Below are 20,836 nucleotides of genomic sequence, written 5' to 3'. Positions count from 1 at the left end.
CTTGCGGTGGCAGCACACAGCTTTACCGCCAAGGCACTGTACGGTTCCGGTGCATCATCGGCGGCCAGGACGCTGACCGTGACGGCAGTTGTCGTCCCTACGCTGATCAACGTGCTTGGCGACAACAACGTTGAAGTTCCCGAGGGTCAAACCACCGTCAGCACCACCCTGAAGCTCAAAGGCACCGCGAGCGTGGGCCAGAGAGTCGAGATTTTTGATGGAAACGGTTCGAGCGCGGTTTCCAAGGGCGTGGCCACAGCCTCGGCAACAGGCGATTGGGAGCTGTCGATCACTGTTGCAGTGGGTCCCCGGAGGTTATACGCAGGATCGCTGTATACGCCGACCCCGCAATGGTCAAATGTGCGCACGCTGACTGTGACAGCGGCCGCCGCACCAACGCTGACGTCGGCCAAAGGCTCTCCCAGCGGTGTCGAAATCCCTCAAGGCGGGGTCACGGTGGAAACGGCCGTCACCCTGAGCGGCGTCGCGGCCAACGGCCAGAAGGTCGAAGTCTTTGACGGCAATGCCTCCAAAGGTCAGGCAACGGCACATGCCACCACCGGCGTCTGGACTTTACTCGTCAGCGCTCTTGCGGTGGCAGCACACAGCTTTACCGCCAAGGCGCTGTACGGTTCCGGTGCATCATCGGCGGCCAGGACGCTGACTGTCACAGCGGCCACCGCGCCGACATTGACATCGGCCAAAGGCTCTCCCAGCGGTGTCGAAATCCCTCAAGGCGGGGTCACCGTGGAAACCGCCGTCACCCTGAGCGGCGTCGCGGCCAAAGGCCTGAAAGTCGAAGTGTCTGACGGTGCAGCCTACAAAGGCGAAGCGACTGCTGACTCCTCGACGGGGATCTGGAACCTAACAATAACGGGACTAAGCGAAGGGACACACACATATAAAGCCAAGGCATTGTATAACCCGAACTTGACATCAACCGAGCGCACCATAATAAAAATCCGCTTGATTAAAGAAAACTTCGAAAAATACCCATGGATGTTTATAACTTCCGGACAACGAATGGAGACCGACTACATGTCATTCCTAAAAACTGACGCATTGGGAGGAGCACGTATTACTACGCTTTTTGAATCAGTCCCCCCTATACCCGGTAAAATCGAAGGCAAGGCGTTTTGGCCAAATGAAATTAATGGAGGCAACGCCAGAATAACAGTTGAACTCAAACAAAAATGTTATCGAGTCAGTTTCTGGTATGCATACTTCATGACAGGAGACCATTTCATTAAATTTTATGACCAGGGCGGTCAGCTAATTGCCAACAAGCAGTTGACCATTGGCGCTAACGCCAATCAGATAGACGTGATAGGCCAGATATCAAAAATCCAAATAGAGTGTGGGAAAGATAATGGCAATTTACATCCCTATCGCAATAGCGGGTACATGGACAATTTTGAATTATATTTTTAATATAAACTCAAAAACATATCAGTCTACTAGTCGAGCTCCCGCGCTATCAGGGATAGAACACGTTTTTCTCCAGATCTTCGCCCGATTTTTGAAAAAGGACTGTTGGAAAAACGGGACCCATTTATTTATCAGAAAAAGGGCAGAAAAAGGGGGCCAGAAAAAGGGGGCGGATTTATTTACCCGTGTAGGAGCGAGCCTGCTCGCGATAGCGGTCTGTTTGGTTCGAACGCATCGACTGAGAAATTCTCATCGCGAGCAGGCTCACTCACAGTGAAATGCACTCCAAACGCAGGTCTGAAATGCGAACCAAGGTGGGAGCGAGCCTGCTCGCGAATGGGCCGGTACTTTTACCGAATAACTCAACCAGCCAGCATCACCCCGGCAACTCCAGATTATCCAGCACCCGATTCACTGCCAATTCTCCCAGCATGATCAACTGCGCAATCCCCATCAGTGTCCGGCGCTGCGATGGCTTTACCAGCCCGGCGAATTCCTGAGCGATGGTTTTGGCGCAGGCGAGGGTTTCGCAGGCGTTGGCCAGCAGGTCTTCGTTTTTGGTGTCTGCGGTGACGGCATACATTGCGCGGTTGCTACGAGGCGGCGGGGTGGAGCCGGGTGGGCAGAGGTAGTGATCGAGGGCGCGGTCGGCGGCTTGGTGGAGTTTTCTTGAATCGAGGGATTCGTAGGGGGAGGTGAGGTCGGATTCGGGTGGGTTGGGTGTCGGTTTGATCATGGTGAAGCTCCTTGAGAAATGGAGCCGTCAGCCTTCGCTGCTAAACGAAGAGGGTGGCGGCTTTACGCGGGTTAGCAGACCAGGCTCAAGGATCCCGGCGCACCGAAGTGCCCCACGCAAGCCGCCATAAAGAGAGGCGGAGCCAGCGTGCCTTGAAAATTTGCCGAGCTGCTAAACCCGATCACTGAACAATCAGCGACCGGACGACAATAGAACCCGCCCCCAAGGCGCACAAGCCGGCGGATTCTGGCTTGGCTGTAGGTAATGGCGCAAGGATTTGTAGCCTTGAGACCGTGTCAGCAGGTGTCTTTTAAACAGCTTCGTTTAAATCAAAAAATTGCGTCGGACCTGATGGCCTCTTCGCGAGCAAGCCCGCTCCCACAGGGGACCGTATTCCAAATATCAGATTGAAATACATTCCAGACTGTGGGAGCGGGCTTGCTCGCGAAGGGGCCAGTCCAATCAGCAGATAATCCCAAGCAAAACCTCGCTATTTCATTCCCCGGCAAAAGTTGGAAGGCTTCTTGCAATAGCCGCCCTGCGCCCGTTCGGGGCGTCAAAAGTTTGCTTTAAAGGAACGGGGAAAACCGGTGGATCGCTCTCAGTTAATCAACACTGCTCGCACAAACGTTGCCGACCTCAGCCGGGGCAATCTGGGCGTGCCGTTGCTGCTGTTGGTCATGTTGGCGATGATGATGTTGCCGATCCCGCCGTTCCTGCTGGACGTGTTTTTCACGTTCAACATTGCGTTGTCGATCGTGGTATTGCTGGTCTGCGTCTATGCCCTGCGGCCGCTGGATTTTGCGGTGTTCCCGACGATTCTGCTGGTGGCAACGCTGATGCGTCTGGCGCTGAACGTAGCGTCTACGCGCGTGGTAATGCTCCACGGTCAGGACGGCCACGCCGCCGCCGGTAAGGTGATTCAGGCCTTCGGTGAGGTGGTGATCGGCGGTAACTACGTGGTCGGTATCGTGGTGTTCGCGATTCTGATGATCATCAACTTCGTCGTGGTGACCAAGGGCGCCGGGCGGATTTCCGAGGTGAGCGCGCGGTTCACCCTCGATGCAATGCCCGGCAAACAAATGGCGATCGACGCCGACCTCAACGCCGGTCTGATTGATCAGAACCAGGCCAAGTCCCGTCGCCAGGAAGTCGCCCAGGAGGCTGAGTTCTACGGTTCGATGGACGGTGCCAGCAAGTTCGTCCGTGGTGACGCCATCGCCGGTCTGTTGATTCTGTTCATCAACCTTATCGGCGGCATGGCCGTGGGTATCTTCCAGCACGGCATGACCTTCGGCGATGCCGGCCGGGTTTACGCCTTGTTGACCATCGGTGACGGTTTAGTGGCGCAATTGCCATCACTGTTGTTATCAACAGCGGCAGCGATCATGGTGACCCGTGCTTCCGGCTCGGAAGACATGGGCAAACAGATCAACCGCCAAATGTTCGCCTCGCCCAAAGCGCTGGCGGTGGCGGCTGGTTTGATGGCGGTGATGGGCCTTGTGCCGGGCATGCCACACTTTTCCTTCCTGAGCATGGCTGCGCTGGCTGCCGGTGGTGCATACCTGTTCTGGAAAAAGCAGAACGTCGCCAAGGTCGTTGCGCTGGAAGAGGTCAAGCGTCAGCAGGAGCTGCTGCCATCGCCGGCCCGCGCCATGGAAACCAAAGAGCTGGGCTGGGATGACGTGACGCCGATCGACATGATCGGCCTGGAAGTCGGTTATCGCCTGATCCCGCTGGTCGATCGCAACCAGGGCGGGCAATTGCTCGCGCGGATCAAGGGCGTGCGCAAAAAGCTCTCGCAGGATCTGGGGTTCCTGATGCCGACCGTGCACATCCGCGACAACCTCGACCTGGCGCCCAGCGCCTATCGCCTGACGCTGATGGGTGTGATCCTGGCCGAAGCCGAGATCTATCCGGACCGCGAACTGGCGATCAACCCGGGGCAGGTCTACGGCACGCTCAACGGCATCAACGCCAAAGATCCGGCTTTCGGCCTGGAGGCGGTGTGGATCGAAATCAGCCAGCGCGCCCAGGCGCAATCGCTCGGCTACACCGTGGTCGACGCCAGCACCGTGGTCGCCACGCACTTGAACCAGATTCTGTACAAGCACTCCAGTGAGCTGATCGGCCACGAAGAAGTGCAGCAACTCATGCAGTTGCTGGCCAAAAGCTCGCCGAAACTGGCTGAAGAGCTGGTGCCAGGCGTGGTCTCGCTGTCGCAGTTGCTCAAAGTCCTGCAAGCGCTGCTCGCTGAACATGTGCCGGTGCGCGACATTCGTAGCATCGCCGAAGCCATCGCCAACAACGCCGCCAAGAGTCAAGATACCGCCGCGCTGGTGGCCGCTGTGCGGGTCGGCGTTTCCCGCGCCATCGTCCAAAGCATTGTAGGCACTGAGTCCGAGCTGCCTGTGATCACATTGGAACCAAGGTTGGAACAGATATTGCTCAATAGTCTGCAGAAGGCAGGACAAGGCTCGGAAGAGGGCGTTCTGCTGGAGCCAAGCATGGCCGAGAAGCTGCAACGTTCGCTCATCGAAGCGGCGCAGCGTCAGGAAATGCAAGGGCAGCCGGTGATCCTGTTGGTCGCCGGCCCGATACGCGCGATGCTCTCGCGTTTTGGCCGACTCGCCGTCCCCGGACTGCATGTGCTGGCCTACCAGGAAATACCGGACAACAAGCAAGTGACCATCGTTGCGACAGTAGGGCCCAACGGCTGAGGTAGTGGTTTATGCAAGTTAAGCGTTTTTTCGCCGCCGATATGCGTCAGGCCATGAAGCTGGTTCGTGATGAGCTGGGCGCTGATGCCGCCATCATTGGCAACCGCCGCATCGCCGGCGGCGTCGAGCTGACGGCGGCGCTGGATTACAAACTCTCGGCACTGACGCCGCGGGTGCCGAACATGGAACTCGAAGACGAGTTGCGCAAGACCCAGTCGCGCATCGTCACTGCTCAGGCCGAATTGAGCATGCGCGGCGAAGCCGACGGCAACACCAATCGCCAGCTGTTCGCCGGGCTGCCTTTGACGGCGGGCCTGCCGCTGACCGCTGCCGAGCCGCTGAGCGAGCCGACCTACGCCGCACCGGCGCGTCCTGCTCCGGCGCCTGCACAAGCCTCCGCCGGGGTTGATCCTCGTGCGCTGGATTCGATGCGTTTTGAACTGAACAGCCTGCGCGAGTTGATGGAAGTGCAACTCGGCACGCTGGCCTGGAATCAGCTGCAAGGCAGCCGTCCGGCCCAGGCCAATCTGTATCGCCGTTTGCAACGCATCGGTCTGTCCGGTCCGTTGTCCCGCGACCTGCTGGCAATGATCACCGATATCGAAGAACCGCGTCAGGCCTGGCGCATGCTGCTGGCGCACCTGGCACGGATGATTGCCGTGCCGGAAGTCGAGCCGCTGGAAGAGGGCGGCGTGATTGCGATGGTAGGCCCTGCCGGCATGGGCAAGACCACCACGCTGGCCAAACTCGCCGCACGCTACGTGCTCAAGTACGGCGCGCAGAACGTCGCGCTGGTGAGCATGGACAGCTTCCGCATCGGGGCGCAGGAACAGTTGAAAACCCTCGGCCGTATCCTCAACGTGCCAGTGACCCACGTCGATCCGGGTCAGTCGCTGGTTCAGGCTTTGGATCCATTGCTGCGCAAACGCGTGGTTTTGATCGATACTGCAGGTCTGCAAGCCAGTGATCCGGCGTTGCGCATGCAGCTTGAGAGCCTGGCCGGGCGTGGCATTCGCTCAAAAAATTATCTGGTATTGGCAACCACCAGCCAGAAACAGGTTCTAACGGCCGCTTATCACAGCTACAAGCGTTGCGGGCTGGCCGGCTGCATTCTGACTAAACTGGATGAAACGGCCAGTCTTGGTGAAGTGTTGAGCCTGGCGATCAGTCATGAATTGCCGGTCGCGTACCTGACCGATGGCCCACGGATTCCGGATGATCTGCATCTGCCGCGCCGTCATCAATTGGTCAGCCGTGCCGTCAGCGTGCAAATGCAGGAAGAACCCAGCGAAGAAGCCATGGCTGACATGTTCGCTGATATTTATCACAGCCCGACCAAGCAGGTTGGCTGAGGTATTCATGAACAGTTTTTGTACCTACATCGATGGTCTGCCACGCATTGTTCCGATCCGGAACGCGCAGCCAGTAATGTGGCCTCCGTCTATGCAAGACAAGGTAAAGAAATAACATGGGCAGCATGCATCCCGTACAGGTGATCGCGGTGACCGGCGGCAAAGGTGGCGTCGGCAAGACTAACGTGTCAGTGAACTTGTCGCTGGCGCTGGCAGAGCTTGGCCGTCGGGTCATGCTGCTGGACGCCGACCTGGGCCTGGCGAACGTCGACGTCCTGCTGGGGCTGACACCCAAGCGCACGCTGGCCGATGTGATCGAAGGCCGTTGCGAACTGCGCGACGTGCTGTTGCAGGGGCCAGGCGGGATCCGCATCGTGCCGGCCGCCTCCGGCACCCAGAGCATGGTGCACCTGAGCCCGGCGCAACATGCCGGCCTGATTCAGGCATTCAGCGACATCGGCGACAATCTCGACGTGCTGGTGATCGACACCGCTGCCGGTATCGGTGACTCAGTCGTCAGTTTTGTCCGCGCCGCCCAGGAAGTGCTGCTGGTGGTCTGCGACGAGCCGACCTCGATCACCGACGCCTACGCACTGATCAAATTACTCAACCGCGATTACGGCATGAACCGCTTCCGCGTCCTCGCCAACATGGCGCAGAGCCCACAGGAAGGGCGCAACCTGTTCGCCAAGTTGACCAAGGTCACGGACCGCTTTCTGGACGTCGCCCTACAATACGTCGGCGCCGTGCCTTATGACGAAAGCGTGCGCAAGGCCGTGCAGAAGCAGCGTGCGGTCTATGAAGCGTTTCCGCGTTCCAAGTGCGCCCTGGCCTTCAAGGCGATTGCGCAGAAAGTCGACACCTGGCCGTTGCCGGCCAACCCGCGAGGCCACCTCGAATTTTTCGTCGAGCGCCTCGTGCAGCAAACCGCAGGGCCCGTGTTATGACCGCCAGTGGCATGAATCTGTACAAGAAGTCGGCGCGTGACGCGCAGTACGAGTTGATCGAGCGTTACGCGCCACTGGTCAAACGCATCGCCTACCACTTGCTGGCGCGATTGCCGGCCAGTGTTCAGGTGGAAGACCTGATCCAGGCCGGGATGATCGGCCTGCTTGAAGTCTCGACCAAATACGACGCCAGCAAAGGCGCCAGTTTCGAAACGTACGCGGGCATTCGAATCCGCGGCGCGATGCTCGACGAAGTGCGCAAAGGGGACTGGGCGCCACGCTCGGTTCACCGCAATACCCGTATGGTCAGCGACGCGATTCGCTCAATTGAAGCTAAAACCGGCCGTGATGCTAAAGATCACGAGGTTGCGGCCGAACTCCAATTGAGTCTCGACGATTATTACGGGATTTTGAATGACACCTTGGGCAGCCGCCTGTTCAGTTTCGACGACCTCTTGCAGGACGGCGAACACGAAGGGCTGCATGAGGATGGCGCCAGTGCTCATATGGAGCCGTCACGCGATCTGGAAGATGAACGCTTCCAGGCGGCGCTGGCGGACGCGATTGCCAATTTGCCGGAGCGTGAGCGACTGGTGTTGGCGCTGTACTACGACGAAGAGCTGAACCTCAAGGAGATCGGTGAAGTCCTTGGCGTCAGTGAATCGCGGGTCAGCCAGTTACACAGCCAGTGCGCGGCCCGTTTGCGGGGGCGTTTAGGGGAGTGGCGAGCGCGCTGAAGGCAGTGTGGGGACACTGCGAAACGAGGCTGGTGCGGTGATGAGCGGCGCCGGTCTCGATCCGTTGTGTTCCAGACAAACTTCGAGTGCTACGCCGATTGATTGAAGTGGCGCGTCCAGGTGCTGGGCGCGTTTAAGACTGCTTGGAGGTCGAATTGAACAAAGACATGAAAATCCTCATCGTTGATGACTTCTCAACGATGCGGCGGATCATCAAGAACCTGCTGCGCGATCTTGGGTTCACCAACACCGTCGAGGCCGACGATGGCACCACCGCCATTCCGGTGCTCAACAGCGGCAGCATCGACTTTCTGGTAACGGACTGGAACATGCCGGGCATGACCGGTATCGACCTGCTGCGTCACGTGCGTGCCGATGAAAAACTCAAGCATCTCCCTGTGTTGATGGTGACTGCTGAAGCCAAGCGCGAGCAGATCATCGAGGCCGCTCAGGCCGGCGTGAACGGTTACGTGGTCAAACCTTTCACGGCTCAGGCGCTGAAAGACAAAATCGAGAAGATTTTCGAACGCATCGGCTGATGAATGCGCGGGGGAGCTATGGAGCATAACGAATCTTCACAGGGCGATTTTGAATCGACCCTGAAAAAACACGCGGTCGAACTGGTCGAAAGCCTTGAAAAAGGCAGGTTCGGCGACGCGGTGCAACTGATCCATGAGCTCAATCAGACCCGTGACCGCGGCCTGTATCAGGAAGTGGGCAAGCTCACACGTGAACTGCACAGTGCGATCGTCAATTTCCAGATCGATCCGCACATGCCGCAGGCCGAGGAAGTGTCGCAAATCACCGACGCCACCGAACGCCTGGGCTATGTGGTCAAGCTGACGGAGGCCGCGGCCAACCGCACCATGGATCTGGTGGAAAGCGCCACGCCGGTGGTCAACAGTCTGGCGGATGAAGCGCAGACGTTGAGTGCCGATTGGGGTCGCTTCATGCGTCGCGAGGTCGGGGCTGAAGAGTTCCGCGAACTGGCGCGCCGGGTCGACGGTTTTCTGTCACGCAGCAGCACGGACAACCGTGCAGTGTCGAGCAATCTCAACGACATCCTGCTGGCCCAGGACTACCAGGACCTCACCGGTCAGGTGATCAAGCGCGTGACCCAACTGGTCACCGAAGTCGAAAGCAATCTGCTCAAACTCGTGCTCATGGCCAGTCAGGTCGACCGCTTTGCGGGCATCGAACATGACCGCGCCGCAATGCTCGCCGAAAAAGATCCACAAAAACATCTCTCGCAGGGTGAAGGTCCGCAGATTCATGCCGATAAACGAGAAGACGTTGTGTCCGGTCAGGACGATGTGGACGATTTGCTATCCAGTCTTGGATTTTGATGTTTTAGGTTTTTAGACCTGTTAGGAGCACCCCATTAATGAGCTTCGGCGCCGATGAAGAGATCCTTCAGGATTTCCTGGTTGAGGCCGGCGAGATTCTTGAGCAACTGTCCGAACAACTGGTCGAGCTGGAAAGCCGTCCGGATGATGCAGATCTGCTCAATGCAATTTTTCGCGGTTTCCACACTGTAAAAGGGGGCGCCGGCTTCCTTCAGCTCAATGAGCTGGTGGAGTGCTGTCACATCGCCGAAAACGTGTTCGACATCCTGCGCAAGGGTGAGCGTCGCGTTGATGCAGAACTGATGGACGTTGTACTCGAAGCGCTGGACGCGGTGAACAGCATGTTCAGCGAAGTCCGTGAGCGCGCACCGATTACTGCCGCAACGCCAGAATTGTTGGCCGCGCTGGCACGTCTGGCCGAGCCGCAAACGGCCGATGAAGCCCCGGCTTCGCCGGTGGCCGAGATGATCGAAGAACTGGTCGTCGAAGGCGACTCGGGCGACATCACCGACAACGAATTCGAACAACTGCTGGACTCGCTGAATGCCGTCAAGGCCCAGGCCGAGGCTCCGGCGGCTGTTGTTGCGCCGGTTGCTGCGCAAGCGGCCAGCGATGAAATCACCGATGCCGAATTTGAATCGCTGCTTGATCAACTGCACGGCAAAGGCCAGTTCGCCGTCGATGCGGTGGCCCCGGCGGCAGCGGCTCCGGCAGCACCTGCCAAGGGCGACAGCTCGGACATCACCGACGACGAATTCGAAGCACTGCTCGATCAGTTGCACGGCAAGGGCAACTTCGCCGTTGATGCGCTGGAGTCGGCGATTGCCTCGGCCCCTGCGCCTGCCGCACCGAAAGCCGCGGCTGCCGGCAGCGATCTGATCAGCGATCACGAATTCGAATCGCTGCTCGACGAATTACACGGCAAAGGCAAGTTTGACGCCGGCGCTGCGACTGCCGGCTCCGCGTCGAGCGTCGCCACGCCAGCGGCCAAAGCCCCGGCTGCCGCTGCTGCGCCAAAACCTGCGGCCAAGCCTGAGCCTAAGGCCGAAGCGCCGAAGCCGGCCGCTGCTGCCCCGGCGCCGGCCCGCGCGCCAGCCGCTGCCCCGGCAGAAAAACCGGCCAGCGAAGCCGAAACCACCGTGCGCGTCGATACCGCGCGTCTCGACGAAATCATGAACATGGTCGGCGAGCTGGTACTGGTGCGTAACCGTCTGGTGCGCCTGGGCCTCAACAGCGGCGACGAAGCCATGTCCAAGGCCGTGTCGAACCTCGACGTGGTCACCGCTGACCTGCAGACCGCCGTGATGAAGACGCGGATGCAGCCGATCAAAAAGGTCTTCGGGCGCTTCCCGCGTCTGGTTCGCGACCTCGCGCGTCAGCTCAAGAAAGAGATCAACCTGGAACTGGTGGGTGAAGAAACCGACCTCGACAAAAACCTTGTCGAGGCCCTGGCCGACCCGCTGGTCCACTTGGTGCGCAACGCCGTCGACCACGGCATCGAGTCGCCGGAAGAGCGCGAAGCGTCGGGCAAGGCCCGTGGCGGTCGTGTGGTGCTGGCGGCCGAGCAGGAAGGCGACCATATTCTGCTGTCGATCTCCGACGACGGCAAAGGCATGGACCCGAACGTGCTGCGTTCAATCGCGGTAAAACGCGGCGTGATGGACAAGGACGCGGCCGATCGCCTGAGCGATACCGAGTGCTACAACCTGATTTTCGCCCCGGGTTTCTCGACCAAGACCGAGATCTCCGACGTGTCTGGCCGCGGCGTCGGCATGGACGTGGTGAAAACCAAGATTTCCCAGCTCAACGGTTCGATCAACATCTACTCGACCAAGGGCCAGGGCTCGAAGATCGTCATCAAGGTGCCGCTGACCCTGGCGATCATGCCGACGCTGATGGTCATGCTTGGCAATCAGGCGTTCGCGTTCCCGCTGGTCAACGTCAACGAAATCTTCCACCTCGACCTGTCGACCACCAACGTCGTCGACGGTCAGGAAGTGGTGATCGTGCGCGACAAGGCGCTGCCATTGTTCTACCTCAAGCGCTGGCTGGTCAGCTCCGCCGCTCACGAAGAGCAGCGTGAAGGCCATGTGGTGATCCTTTCGGTGGGCACCCAGCGGATCGGCTTCGTCGTCGATCAACTGGTCGGCCAGGAAGAAGTGGTCATCAAGCCATTGGGCAAGATGCTCCAGGGGACTCCGGGCATGTCCGGCGCCACCATCACCGGTGACGGCCGCATTGCGCTGATTCTCGATGTTCCAAGCATGCTCAAGCGTTACGCCACAAAGCGTATTTGAATCCGGGGCCGTGCGGCGATAACGCCGCGCCGCACCTAATGGAGTGTTTATGGCAGTCAAAGTCCTGGTGGTGGACGATTCGGGTTTTTTCCGCCGCCGCGTCTCGGAAATTCTTTCAGCGGATCCGAGCATCCAGGTGGTCGGCACCGCAACCAACGGTAAAGAGGCGATCGATCAGGCCCTGGCGCTCAAGCCGGACGTGATCACCATGGACTACGAGATGCCGATGATGGACGGCATCACGGCGGTGCGGCACATCATGCAGCGCTGCCCGACCCCGGTGTTGATGTTCTCCTCGCTGACCCACGAAGGCGCCCGAGTCACCCTCGATGCGCTGGACGCCGGCGCGGTGGATTTCCTGCCAAAGAATTTCGAAGACATCTCGCGCAACCCCGAGAAGGTCAAGCAATTGCTGTGCGAGAAAGTCCACAGCATCTCGCGCAGCAACCGTCGTTTCAGTGCCTACAGCGCCCCGGCACCTGCCGCCGCGCCAGCACCGACGTCCGCGCCGACAGCACCGAGCTACAGCAGCCACAGCAACCCTGTTCCGGCACGTCCGGCACCGGCGCCAGCTCCGGCGCGTGCCTCGGCTGCCAGCACTTCGTCGTCAGCACCAAAACGCAAAGCCTACAAACTGGTTGCCATCGGTACATCAACCGGCGGCCCGGTCGCGCTGCAACGCGTACTGACGCAATTGCCGGCCAACTTCCCGGCGCCGATCGTGCTGATCCAGCACATGCCGGCGGCGTTCACCAAGGCTTTCGCCGAGCGCCTCGACAAGCTCTGCCGCATCAGCGTCAAGGAAGCCGAGGACGGCGACATTCTGCGTCCGGGCCTGGCGCTGCTGGCGCCGGGTGGCAAGCAGATGATGATCGACGGCCGTGGCGCGGTGAAAATCCTGCCGGGTGACGAGCGTCTGAATTACAAGCCATGCGTGGACATCACTTTCGGTTCGGCGGCGAAATCCTACGGCGACAAGGTTCTGGCGGTGGTGCTGACCGGTATGGGCGCCGACGGCCGCGAAGGCGCGCGTCTGCTCAAGCAGGGCGGCAGCGCGGTGTGGGCGCAGGATGAAGCCAGCTGCGTGATCTACGGCATGCCGATGGCCATCGTTAAAGCCGATCTCGCCGACGCGGTGTACAGCCTCGACGATATCGGCAAGCACATTGTCGAGGCGTGTCTCTGATGGATGTTCTCAGCCTCATCGGCATCATCATGGCGTTCGTCGCCATCATCGGCGGCAACTACCTGGAAGGCGGTCACCTCGGCGCGCTGGCCAACGGCCCGGCGGCGCTGATCGTGATCGGCGGCACCGTCGGCGCCGCGCTGCTGCAATCGCCAATGAGCGCGTTCAAGCGCGCCATGCAGATTCTCGCCTGGATCTTCTTCCCGCCGCGTGTGGACCTGGCCGGTGGCATCGACCGCGTGGTCAATTGGAGTCTGACGGCGCGCAAGGAAGGTTTGCTCGGTCTGGAAGGGGTGGCCGATGCCGAGCCCGACAGCTACTCGCGCAAGGGCCTGCAACTGCTGGTTGATGGCGCCGAGCCGGAAGCGATCCGCAGCATTCTCGAAGTGGATTTCTACACCCAGGAAGCCCGCGACATCGAAGCGGCCAAAGTCTTCGAAAGCATGGGCGGCTACGCGCCGACCATCGGCATCATCGGTGCGGTGATGGGCCTGATTCACGTGATGGGCAACCTCGCCGATCCGTCGCAACTGGGCAGCGGCATTGCCGTGGCCTTCGTCGCGACCATATACGGCGTGGCCAGTGCCAACCTGATCCTGTTGCCGGTGGCGGCCAAGCTCAAGTCCATCGCGTTGCGGCAGTCGCGTTATCGCGAAATGTTGCTGGAAGGAATTCTGTCGATCGCCGAAGGTGAAAACCCTCGTTCCATTGAGTTGAAGCTGCAAGGCTTCATGGACTAAGGGAATAACCTCATGGCTCGTCGTCGCCACCAGGAAGAACACGTCAATCACGAGCGCTGGCTTGTGTCCTACGCGGATTTCATCACCTTGCTGTTCGCGTTCTTCGTGGTGATGTACTCGATTTCGTCGATCAACGAAGGCAAGTACAAAGTCATTTCCGAAGCGCTGATCGGCGTGTTTACCGACTCCGATCGCGCGCTCAAGCCGATTCCGATTGGCGAGGAGCGGCCGAAAACCGTGACCCCGGCCAAGCCGTTGGTCAAGGATGCCGAGCAAGTCGACGCCGGGATCGCCGGCGCCAGCGATCCGCTGAAAAGCATCGCTGACGACATCAGTGCTGCATTCGGCGACTTGATCAGCTCCAACCAGATGACCGTGCGTGGCAACGAGTTGTGGGTCGAGATCGAGCTCAACTCCAGCCTGTTGTTCGGCAGCGGCGACGCCATGCCGAGCGACATCGCCTTCAGCATCATCGACAAGGTCGCGGCGATTTTGAAACCGTTCGACAACCCGATCCACGTCGAAGGCTTCACCGACGATCAGCCGATCCGCACTGCGCAGTACCCGACCAACTGGGAGCTATCCTCGGCGCGTTCGGCAAGCATCGTGCGCATGCTGGCGATGCAGGGTGTCAATCCTGGTCGACTGGCGTCGGTGGGCTACGGCGAATTCCAGCCAGTGGCGAATAACGCCACGGTTGAAGGCCGGGCGAAGAACCGTCGCGTGGTGCTGGTGGTGTCGCGTAATCTCGACGTGCGCCGCAGCCTCACCGGCACCGGAACCGCCCATGCGCAACCGGACGCCGCGTTGAAGCGTGCTGGCACACAAACTGCACCGACCCCGGTCAAGACGCCGGGACGCGAGAGTGCCGTCAATTCTCCGTCACCCGCATTAACACGCTGAGCCATGTCTCGGTCGAGCATATCGGCCGGGAGGAAAGAACCGAATGAGAGTCTGGGCAGTCGCCAATCAAAAGGGTGGGGTCGGTAAAACCACCTCTTCCATCGCTTTAGCCGGGTTGCTGGCGGAGGCGGGCAAGCGCGTGGTTGTGGTCGATCTCGACCCGCACGGCTCGATGACCAGCTATTTCGGCTACGACCCCGACAGCCTGGAACACAGCAACTACGACCTGTTTCTGCACAAGGGCAGCGTGCCGCAAGGCCTGCCGGGGCAGTTGCTGTTGTCGACCAGCGACGAACGCATTTCCCTGCTGCCATCGAGCACTGCACTGGCCACCCTTGAGCGGCAGTCGCCGGGGCAGAGCGGCCTGGGCCTGGTGATCGCCAAGAGTCTGGCGCAGCTGTGGCAGGACTTCGATTACGCGATCATCGACAGCCCGCCGTTGCTCGGCGTGCTGATGGTCAACGCCCTGGCCGCGAGCCAGCAACTGGTGATCCCGGTGCAGACCGAACACCTGGCCGTCAAAGGCCTGGAACGCATGGTCAACACCTTGGCGATGATCAACCGCTCACGCAAACAGGCCTTGCCATTCAGTATCGTGCCGACCCTGTTCGATCGCCGCACCCAGGCCTCGATGGGCACCTTGCGGGTGTTGCGCGATAAATTCCCTGACGACATCTGGCACGGCTACATCCCGGTCGATACCCGTCTGCGCGACGCCAGCCGTGCCGGTGTCACGCCTTCGCAATTCGACGGCAAGAGCCGCGGCGTGCTGGCCTATCGCGCGCTGCTCAAGCACCTGCTCGCGCAGCAGCTTGTCCCGCAGGTGGCTTGAGATGATGCCGATCCGATCGCCTATCTGCCCGTTGCACAAACCCTGTGGGAGCGAGCCTGCTCGCGAAGCGGACAACGCGGTTCCCCTGTCTGGCGCCATTGACCGATGAACCGCCCAGTCAAACTCAGTTCACGTCCGCAACAGGCCTTGCAGTCTTATCTGGAAGACCTGCTGCAGGACGTGCCTGAAGCGCTGCCGTTGCCGGTCGAGTCGCCGCCGCAAGTCGTGCAGCAGGCGCAGCCCGCAATCGCCGAAAGCACCGAGGCCATGGACGAGTTCCAGGCCGCCGTGCTGGAAGAGCAGGCCCGTGACGCGCAGAAAACTGTCAGTCCGGCTGCCGCGCCCGTCCCGGCACCCGTGACCAAAGCCCCGGTTGCACTGATCGATGAGCTGCGCGCGCCGCTGTCGACTCTGGCACCGCTGCTGCAAACGCAATTGTTGAACGTGCCGGAACCAGAACCAGAGCCAGAGCCGGCGCCGCAAGTAGCGGCACCCCAGGTTCTGGTCCCGCCGCTGGTCGAAGTGCACCTGCCACCGAACAACCCGCCGCCACCGGTGGAAACCGATGGCCGTCCGGCCTGGGCTGCCGAAGCTTTCGAATGCCTGCTGTTCGATGTTGCCGGGCTGACTCTCGCGGTGCCGCTGGTGTGCCTCGGCTCGATCTATTCGCTGGCCGGCCACGAGCTGACGCCGTTGTTCGGTCAGCCAGAGTGGTTCCTCGGGATTCTGCCGAGCCAGGCCGGCAACCTGAAGGTTTTGGACACGGCGCGCTGGGTCATGCCCGATCGTTACCGCGATGACTTCCGTCAGGGCCTGCAATACGTGATTTCGGTACAAGGTTACGAGTGGGGGCTGGCGGTGCATCAGGTCAGCCGCTCGTTGCGTCTGGATCCGAATGAAATCAAATGGAGAAGTCATCGGGGGCAGCGGCCATGGCTCGCCGGCACCGTGATTGAGCACATGTGTGCATTGCTTGATGTCGCCGCACTGGCCGAGTTGATTGCCAGCGGCGGGGCAAAGCACCTGGGCGGCAACAAGCCGCTACATAAACCGACATAGCAGCCGACATAACAATCAGGCGATGGCATTTTTCAGTGCCACCACACAGAACACACACCGCTCAGAGCGGTTTTTTCGAGGGGTCAGGGTATGAGTAGTCAGGCGTCGAATGCAAAAGGTTCTGAAGATCCGATCCTGCAATGGGTGACCTTCAAACTGGATAACGAAACCTACGGCATCAACGTGATGCGCGTGCAGGAAGTGCTGCGCTACACCGAGATCGCGCCGGTGCCGGGTGCGCCGAGCTACGTGCTGGGCATCATCAATCTGCGCGGTAACGTGGTCACCGTGATCGACACCCGTCAGCGCTTCGGCCTGAACAGCGGCGAGATCAGTGACAACACCCGTATCGTCATCATCGAAGCCGACAAGCAAGTCGTCGGTATCATGGTCGACAGCGTGGCCGAAGTGGTTTACCTGCGTCAGTCGGAAATCGAAACCGCACCGAACGTCGGTAACGAAGAATCGGCCAAGTTCATCCAGGGCGTGTGCAACAAGAACAACGAGCTGCTGATTCTGGTCGAACTGGACAAGATGATGAGCGAAGAAGAATGGTCGGAACTGGAGAGCATCTGATTTGATTCTCGAGGTTGCAGTCATTGTTCTGTTCCTGTTCTGGGCAGGCACGCTGGCGATGTTCGTCTCGTACATCAAGGCGCAGCGGGTGATCGCTGCGCAACAGGCCCAGGGCGATGCGCTGCGCGATCAGCGCATCAAGGACCTGGCCAAGCGTGTCGACGATTACCAGAACGGTAATGTGCGCATGGGCGAGGCGCTGCACGAGCTGCGTGCGGTGGTCAGCCCGTTGCCGGACAAAATCGTTGCGCTGGAACAGCGCGACCCGTCGAGCCTGTCATTCGCCCAGGCGGCGAAACTGGTGGGCATGGGTGCAAGCGTCGATGAACTGACTCAGTCGTGCGGGTTGACCCAGGCAGAGGCGGAGTTGATGCGCAAACTTCACAAAAACTGAGTTTTGCGCTGAGGCTAATGGCCTATTCGCGAGCAGGCTCGCTCCCACATTCGACCGTATTCCACAATTGGATCACGGTCGAATGTGGGAGCGGGCTTGCTCGCGAAGGCGTCTTTGAAACCTCAATAATCATCCCCACGGGCGGTGATGTCCTTCTCGACCATCGGCGCGTCCGGGTCGTGCCCCTCGGGAAATTTCCCCTTCAGATTCCACGCAAACGCGATGATCTCGGCAATCGTGCGATAGAGCTCTTCGGGGATGCTGTCGCCCAATTCCATCCGCGCCAAAAGGCGCACCAGCTCGGCGTTTTCATAGATCGGCACGTCACAGTCGCGGGCGATGCGCAGGATTTCTTCGGCCAGTTCTTCGTCACCCTTGGCGGTGAGGGTGGGGGCGTGGTTGCCGTCGTATTTGAGGGCGATGGCCTGGCGTGGGGCAGTGGAATCGTTCATGCGGTTTCGTCGACCCAACGGTGTTCGAGGCGGGTGTGGTTGCCTTGCGGCGGGGTGCCGAGGTGGCAGTCGATGTCACCGACGTTCAGCCCGCGATCCAGCAGGCGCTGGCGCAGGGCGAACAGGTTGGTTTCGATCAGATCGGCGGTGTATGGCCGTTCGGCCCACAGCTGACCCGACAGACTGCCGGCAATCAACTGCGCCTGAATCTGCAAAGGCCCGAGCGGTTCCATGTCGAACGCCAGATCGACGCGCCACAGTTGCTGTTTCGCTTCGCGCTCGTCGCGGCGTTCGTTCGGTTGCGGTTCGCGTTCCGGTGCTTCTTCACGCTGGAATTTGACCTGCAACGGCACGATGTCCTGCAGGTTGCGCATGGGGATTTCCAACTGCCAGGTACTGAGTAGACGCCCATCGTCGGTGACGCCGGTCTGTTCCAGGCTCGATAGCTGATGGCTTTGCAGGCGCGACACCGCCGCGGCGGCGAGGCGCAGTAGCTGTTCCAGATCACCTTCGCCCTCCAGATTTGCCAACAGACGCTCGGGCAGGGGGAAGCTGCTCGGCAGTGGTTTGGCGCTGACCTGACCAAGCGTGCCGAGGGCGTTACGGACGAAGCTCGGCAGCGCTTGCGCCAAAGTATTGGCAGCGATGATTGCGTTGAAACTGGTGCTGCTCGGCAGACCCGGGGTCAGTTGCGCGATCAGTTTGAGCAGATCGGCTTTCATGTCCGGGGCGAGGGTCGGGTTGTGTCCGGTCAGCAGTTTGGCCTCAAGAAAGGCGCCGCTGTTGGCCAAGGCCAGCGCCACGCCTTTGGCGGTACTCATTTGCTGAACATCCGGAAGACTGGCGAGCAGTTTGTCGACCACGGCACGCAGATCCGCAGCGGCAGGGTCGTCCGCTGGCGGCAGGTTTTGCAGGGCGTTGAGCAAACCGGTCAGCGACGCCTGACGACTTTGCTGGCCGACCAGTTGCTGACTCACCGCCAATTGTTCCTGGCGGCTGCTCATGGGCAGGAATTTGAGGGTCTGCGAATCTTCCACCAGCGCCGACAGCAGAGTACCGATACGCAGCGGCTGCGGGCTGTCGACAGTCAAGGTGCTGCCGCTCAACGCGGTGTTGAGCAGGCTGACCATCGAGCGGAATACCGTCGCTTGTCCCGGCGTCTGCGGCAGCACTTGCGAGGTCAGCACCTTGCCTTGCAGCAGTGTGCCGACCGGCAACTGCGCGGTATCGATGCGGGTCAGCGTGGCGACGCTGCTGGCAATCGCTTGCTGCACGGTGATCGCCAGATTGCTCGCCGACGGCTGGGTGATCGCCAGGTTGGTGCCTTGGGCCAGCGGCAAATTGCTGGTCGCTTGTACGGTGGTCTGGCGGCCATTGTCGAGCGTCACTTTGAGCAACACTTGAAAGGTCTGATCCGCCTGCTTGAGCGACAACACCTCGGCCTTGGCGCTTTGTCCGGCACCGATCAAACCCTCGACCGGCGTCAGCAGCTTGAGCAACTCGCCAACCTGCGGGCGAACGGTCGCCGCGGTGGTTGGCGGCAGCGGGAGGATGTTCATTTCGCCTGTCATACGCGGACACAACCTGAGGAAATTGCGCTCTTGAGAGTAAGGCACGGCATGTATAATGCCGCGCGTCGTGCGCTTCGTTCAAAAAACATAGCAATTGTTTGATCCAGCTCGCCAAATCGGGCGATCAAAGCATCTATGCTGCATCTCTTTAACGGCCGTGCCAGAGCCGACTTGAACCGTATAAGGCCCGTGATCCCTTGACCAGTCCTGTCCTGCAAACCGTCGCCCTCGCGTGTGAACGTGACCTCAGACTGCTCTTCGAAAACTTCGAACTGCGTCTGGCCGGCGGCGACATGGTGCAGATCAGCGGTCCCAACGGCAGCGGCAAGACCAGTCTTTTACGTCTGCTCGCCGGTTTGATGCAACCCACTGACGGCCAGGTGCTGCTCAATGGTCAGCCACTGACCGGGCAGCGCAGCGAACTGGCGCGCAATCTGTTGTGGATCGGCCACGCCGCCGGGATCAAGGATCTGCTGACCCCGGAAGAAAATCTGTCGTGGCTCTGCGCCCTGCATCATCCCTCCGAACGCGAGGCAATCTGGCAAGCGCTGGCAGCGGTAGGATTGCGCGGCTTCGAAGACGTTCCCTGCCACACGCTTTCAGCCGGCCAGCAACGGCGCGTGGCGCTGGCGCGTTTGTATCTGGACAGTCCGCCGCTGTGGATCCTCGATGAGCCGTTCACGGCGCTGGACAAGCAGGGCGTGGCGCAACTTGAAGAACACCTGGCCGGGCACTGTGAGCGCGGCGGTCTGGTGGTGCTGACCACGCACCACACGCTGAGCCGGATGCCGGCCGGTTATCGTGACATCGATCTGGGGAATTGGGCCGTATGAGTGTGTTCGGCCTGCTGCTTGCCCGCGAATCGCGACTGCTGTTCCGCCGCCCGGCGGAGCTGGCCAATCCGCTGATTTTCTTCGCCATCGTCATCGCGTTGTTCCCGCTGGCCGTCGGCCCGGAAACTCAAGTCTTGCAAAACCTGTCCCCGGGGTTAGTCTGGGTGGCGGCATTGCTGTCGGTCCTGCTTTCACTGGACGGACTGTTTCGCAGTGATTTCGAAGACGGCTCGCTGGAACAGTGGGTCCTTTCGTCGCACCCGCTGCCACTTCTGGTGTTGGCCAAGGTGCTGGCACACTGGCTTTTCTCCGGTCTGGCACTGGTGCTGCTGTCACCGTTGCTGGCGCTGATGCTTGGTTTGCCAGCGGCGTGTCTGCCGGTGCTGCTGCTGTCGTTGCTGCTGGGCACGCCGGTATTGAGCCTGCTCGGCGCAGTCGGCGCGGCGCTGACGGTCGGCCTGAAACGCGGTGGCCTGTTGCTGGCGCTGCTGATTCTGCCGTTGTACATCCCGGTGTTGATCCTCGGCAGCGGCGCGTTGCAAGCGGCGTTGCAGGGCATGCCGGCGACCGGATACCTGTTGTGGATGGCCAGCCTTACAGCGCTGGCGATCACCCTGACACCCTTTGCAATAGCCGCTGGCCTGAAGATCAGCGTCGGCGAATAATAATGAGGCCTGGTCAAAAATTGACCACTTCTTTTTGAAGAAAGGCATGACCCTCTGCCAGC

General features: G+C 60.3%; 19 protein-coding genes and 1 pseudogene. 17 read left to right on the top strand and 3 right to left on the bottom strand.

From position 1 onward, the window contains the following. Positions 1–1,431 (top strand): annotated as a pseudogene (locus tag HU755_RS20965) (hypothetical protein); the annotation flags it as partial. A 373-nt stretch (positions 1,432–1,804) separates the two neighbouring features. Here HU755_RS20965 and HU755_RS20960 read toward each other — a convergent pair. Then, a complete protein-coding gene (locus HU755_RS20960) occupies positions 1,805–2,164 on the bottom strand; it encodes a hypothetical protein (RefSeq protein ID WP_186636058.1) in 360 nt (119 codons plus the stop codon). 590 nt (positions 2,165–2,754) lie between these two features. Between HU755_RS20960 and flhA the strand changes: the two genes are divergently transcribed. The 14 genes from flhA to HU755_RS20890 all read left to right on the top strand — a co-directional run bounded on the left by flhA (position 2,755) and on the right by HU755_RS20890 (position 17,253). Further along, positions 2,755–4,884, top strand: coding sequence for a flagellar biosynthesis protein FlhA (gene flhA, locus HU755_RS20955; RefSeq protein ID WP_186552037.1), 2,130 nt, complete (start codon positions 2,755–2,757; stop codon positions 4,882–4,884). Between the two features lie 11 nt (positions 4,885–4,895). Then, entirely contained in the window at positions 4,896–6,236 is a 1,341-nt protein-coding gene (gene flhF, locus HU755_RS20950) for a flagellar biosynthesis protein FlhF (protein WP_186552038.1), read from the top strand. Positions 6,237–6,352: 116 nt separating this feature from the next. Then, the gene (fleN, locus tag HU755_RS20945; protein ID WP_003222917.1) at positions 6,353–7,183 is read left to right on the top strand and encodes a flagellar synthesis regulator FleN; all 831 of its coding nucleotides are present in this window, start codon (positions 6,353–6,355) and stop codon (positions 7,181–7,183) included. Beyond that, positions 7,180–7,920 carry an RNA polymerase sigma factor FliA gene (gene fliA / locus HU755_RS20940; protein WP_016771059.1) on the top strand — a complete coding sequence of 247 codons (741 nt, stop codon included), beginning with the start codon at positions 7,180–7,182 and terminating at the stop codon, positions 7,918–7,920. The genes fleN and fliA overlap by 4 nt, the downstream gene beginning before the upstream one ends. Before the next feature lie 167 nt (positions 7,921–8,087). Next, positions 8,088–8,459 (top strand): chemotaxis response regulator CheY, encoded by a 372-nt coding sequence (locus HU755_RS20935; protein WP_024012118.1) that lies wholly within the window; start codon positions 8,088–8,090, stop codon positions 8,457–8,459. A gap of 18 nt (positions 8,460–8,477) precedes the next feature. Beyond that, positions 8,478–9,266 carry a protein phosphatase CheZ gene (locus HU755_RS20930; protein WP_042607546.1) on the top strand — a complete coding sequence of 263 codons (789 nt, stop codon included), beginning with the start codon at positions 8,478–8,480 and terminating at the stop codon, positions 9,264–9,266. A 38-nt stretch (positions 9,267–9,304) separates the two neighbouring features. Further along, on the top strand, positions 9,305–11,563 hold the full coding sequence (locus HU755_RS20925; protein ID WP_186636055.1) for a chemotaxis protein CheA: 2,259 nt from the start codon (positions 9,305–9,307) through the stop codon (positions 11,561–11,563). 49 nt (positions 11,564–11,612) lie between these two features. Beyond that, the gene (locus HU755_RS20920; protein WP_186636053.1) at positions 11,613–12,749 is read left to right on the top strand and encodes a chemotaxis response regulator protein-glutamate methylesterase; all 1,137 of its coding nucleotides are present in this window, start codon (positions 11,613–11,615) and stop codon (positions 12,747–12,749) included. Beyond that, a complete protein-coding gene (locus HU755_RS20915) occupies positions 12,749–13,489 on the top strand; it encodes a flagellar motor protein (protein WP_186552041.1) in 741 nt (246 codons plus the stop codon). The genes HU755_RS20920 and HU755_RS20915 overlap by 1 nt, the downstream gene beginning before the upstream one ends. Positions 13,490–13,501: 12 nt before the next feature. Then, positions 13,502–14,392, top strand: a complete 891-nt coding sequence (motD, locus tag HU755_RS20910) for a flagellar motor protein MotD (protein WP_186636050.1) — start codon at positions 13,502–13,504, stop codon at positions 14,390–14,392. A 43-nt stretch (positions 14,393–14,435) separates the two neighbouring features. Beyond that, positions 14,436–15,224: a ParA family protein gene (locus HU755_RS20905; protein ID WP_186552043.1), complete on the top strand. Its 789-nt coding sequence runs from the start codon at positions 14,436–14,438 to the stop codon at positions 15,222–15,224. Positions 15,225–15,329: 105 nt separating this feature from the next. After that, positions 15,330–16,283, top strand: a complete 954-nt coding sequence (locus HU755_RS20900; RefSeq protein WP_186636047.1) for a CheW domain-containing protein — start codon at positions 15,330–15,332, stop codon at positions 16,281–16,283. A 90-nt stretch (positions 16,284–16,373) separates the two neighbouring features. Further along, positions 16,374–16,859, top strand: coding sequence for a chemotaxis protein CheW (locus tag HU755_RS20895; protein WP_186552045.1), 486 nt, complete (start codon positions 16,374–16,376; stop codon positions 16,857–16,859). Between the two features lies 1 nt (position 16,860). Then, positions 16,861–17,253, top strand: coding sequence for a DUF2802 domain-containing protein (locus HU755_RS20890; protein WP_093103420.1), 393 nt, complete (start codon positions 16,861–16,863; stop codon positions 17,251–17,253). A gap of 122 nt (positions 17,254–17,375) precedes the next feature. On the opposite strand, the gene HU755_RS20885 is transcribed toward HU755_RS20890, so the two are convergent. Together HU755_RS20885 and HU755_RS20880 are read right to left on the bottom strand one after the other, a co-directional pair. Continuing rightward, entirely contained in the window at positions 17,376–17,705 is a 330-nt protein-coding gene (locus HU755_RS20885; protein WP_186620262.1) for an EscU/YscU/HrcU family type III secretion system export apparatus switch protein, read from the bottom strand. Next, on the bottom strand, positions 17,702–19,276 hold the full coding sequence (locus tag HU755_RS20880) for a flagellar hook-length control protein FliK (RefSeq protein WP_186636044.1): 1,575 nt from the start codon (positions 19,274–19,276) through the stop codon (positions 17,702–17,704). Before HU755_RS20880 ends, HU755_RS20885 begins: the two co-directional genes overlap by 4 nt. A gap of 197 nt (positions 19,277–19,473) precedes the next feature. Here HU755_RS20880 and ccmA point away from each other — a divergent pair, with 197 nt between their 5' ends. Together ccmA and ccmB are read left to right on the top strand one after the other, a co-directional pair. Next, a complete protein-coding gene (ccmA, locus tag HU755_RS20875) occupies positions 19,474–20,109 on the top strand; it encodes a cytochrome c biogenesis heme-transporting ATPase CcmA (protein ID WP_186636041.1) in 636 nt (211 codons plus the stop codon). Further along, the gene (gene ccmB, locus HU755_RS20870; protein ID WP_039763615.1) at positions 20,106–20,774 is read left to right on the top strand and encodes a heme exporter protein CcmB; all 669 of its coding nucleotides are present in this window, start codon (positions 20,106–20,108) and stop codon (positions 20,772–20,774) included. Before ccmA ends, ccmB begins: the two co-directional genes overlap by 4 nt. Positions 20,775–20,836: the final 62 nt, after the last annotated feature.

The sequence above is a fragment of the Pseudomonas sp. SWRI111 genome (assembly GCF_014268555.1).
Lineage (GTDB): Bacteria > Pseudomonadota > Gammaproteobacteria > Pseudomonadales > Pseudomonadaceae > Aquipseudomonas > Aquipseudomonas hamedanensis.
This window is presented reverse-complemented; position numbering and strand designations above follow the sequence as displayed.

What these genes read in the sequence shown, in the direction of transcription:
- HU755_RS20880 (WP_186636044.1), bottom strand. Translation starts at nt 19,276, where the DNA reads ATGACAGGCGAAATGAACATCCTCCCGCTGCCGCCAACCACCGCGGCG.
- HU755_RS20920 (WP_186636053.1), top strand. Translation starts at nt 11,613, where the DNA reads ATGGCAGTCAAAGTCCTGGTGGTGGACGATTCGGGTTTTTTCCGCCGC.
- HU755_RS20930 (WP_042607546.1), top strand. Translation starts at nt 8,478, where the DNA reads ATGGAGCATAACGAATCTTCACAGGGCGATTTTGAATCGACCCTGAAA.
- flhF (WP_186552038.1), top strand. Translation starts at nt 4,896, where the DNA reads ATGCAAGTTAAGCGTTTTTTCGCCGCCGATATGCGTCAGGCCATGAAG.
- HU755_RS20960 (WP_186636058.1), bottom strand. Translation starts at nt 2,164, where the DNA reads ATGATCAAACCGACACCCAACCCACCCGAATCCGACCTCACCTCCCCC.
- HU755_RS20935 (WP_024012118.1), top strand. Translation starts at nt 8,088, where the DNA reads ATGAAAATCCTCATCGTTGATGACTTCTCAACGATGCGGCGGATCATC.
- HU755_RS20915 (WP_186552041.1), top strand. Translation starts at nt 12,749, where the DNA reads ATGGATGTTCTCAGCCTCATCGGCATCATCATGGCGTTCGTCGCCATC.
- HU755_RS20900 (WP_186636047.1), top strand. Translation starts at nt 15,330, where the DNA reads ATGAACCGCCCAGTCAAACTCAGTTCACGTCCGCAACAGGCCTTGCAG.
- motD (WP_186636050.1), top strand. Translation starts at nt 13,502, where the DNA reads ATGGCTCGTCGTCGCCACCAGGAAGAACACGTCAATCACGAGCGCTGG.
- HU755_RS20925 (WP_186636055.1), top strand. Translation starts at nt 9,305, where the DNA reads ATGAGCTTCGGCGCCGATGAAGAGATCCTTCAGGATTTCCTGGTTGAG.
- HU755_RS20885 (WP_186620262.1), bottom strand. Translation starts at nt 17,705, where the DNA reads ATGAACGATTCCACTGCCCCACGCCAGGCCATCGCCCTCAAATACGAC.
- HU755_RS20895 (WP_186552045.1), top strand. Translation starts at nt 16,374, where the DNA reads ATGAGTAGTCAGGCGTCGAATGCAAAAGGTTCTGAAGATCCGATCCTG.
- fliA (WP_016771059.1), top strand. Translation starts at nt 7,180, where the DNA reads ATGACCGCCAGTGGCATGAATCTGTACAAGAAGTCGGCGCGTGACGCG.
- HU755_RS20905 (WP_186552043.1), top strand. Translation starts at nt 14,436, where the DNA reads ATGAGAGTCTGGGCAGTCGCCAATCAAAAGGGTGGGGTCGGTAAAACC.
- ccmB (WP_039763615.1), top strand. Translation starts at nt 20,106, where the DNA reads ATGAGTGTGTTCGGCCTGCTGCTTGCCCGCGAATCGCGACTGCTGTTC.
- fleN (WP_003222917.1), top strand. Translation starts at nt 6,353, where the DNA reads ATGGGCAGCATGCATCCCGTACAGGTGATCGCGGTGACCGGCGGCAAA.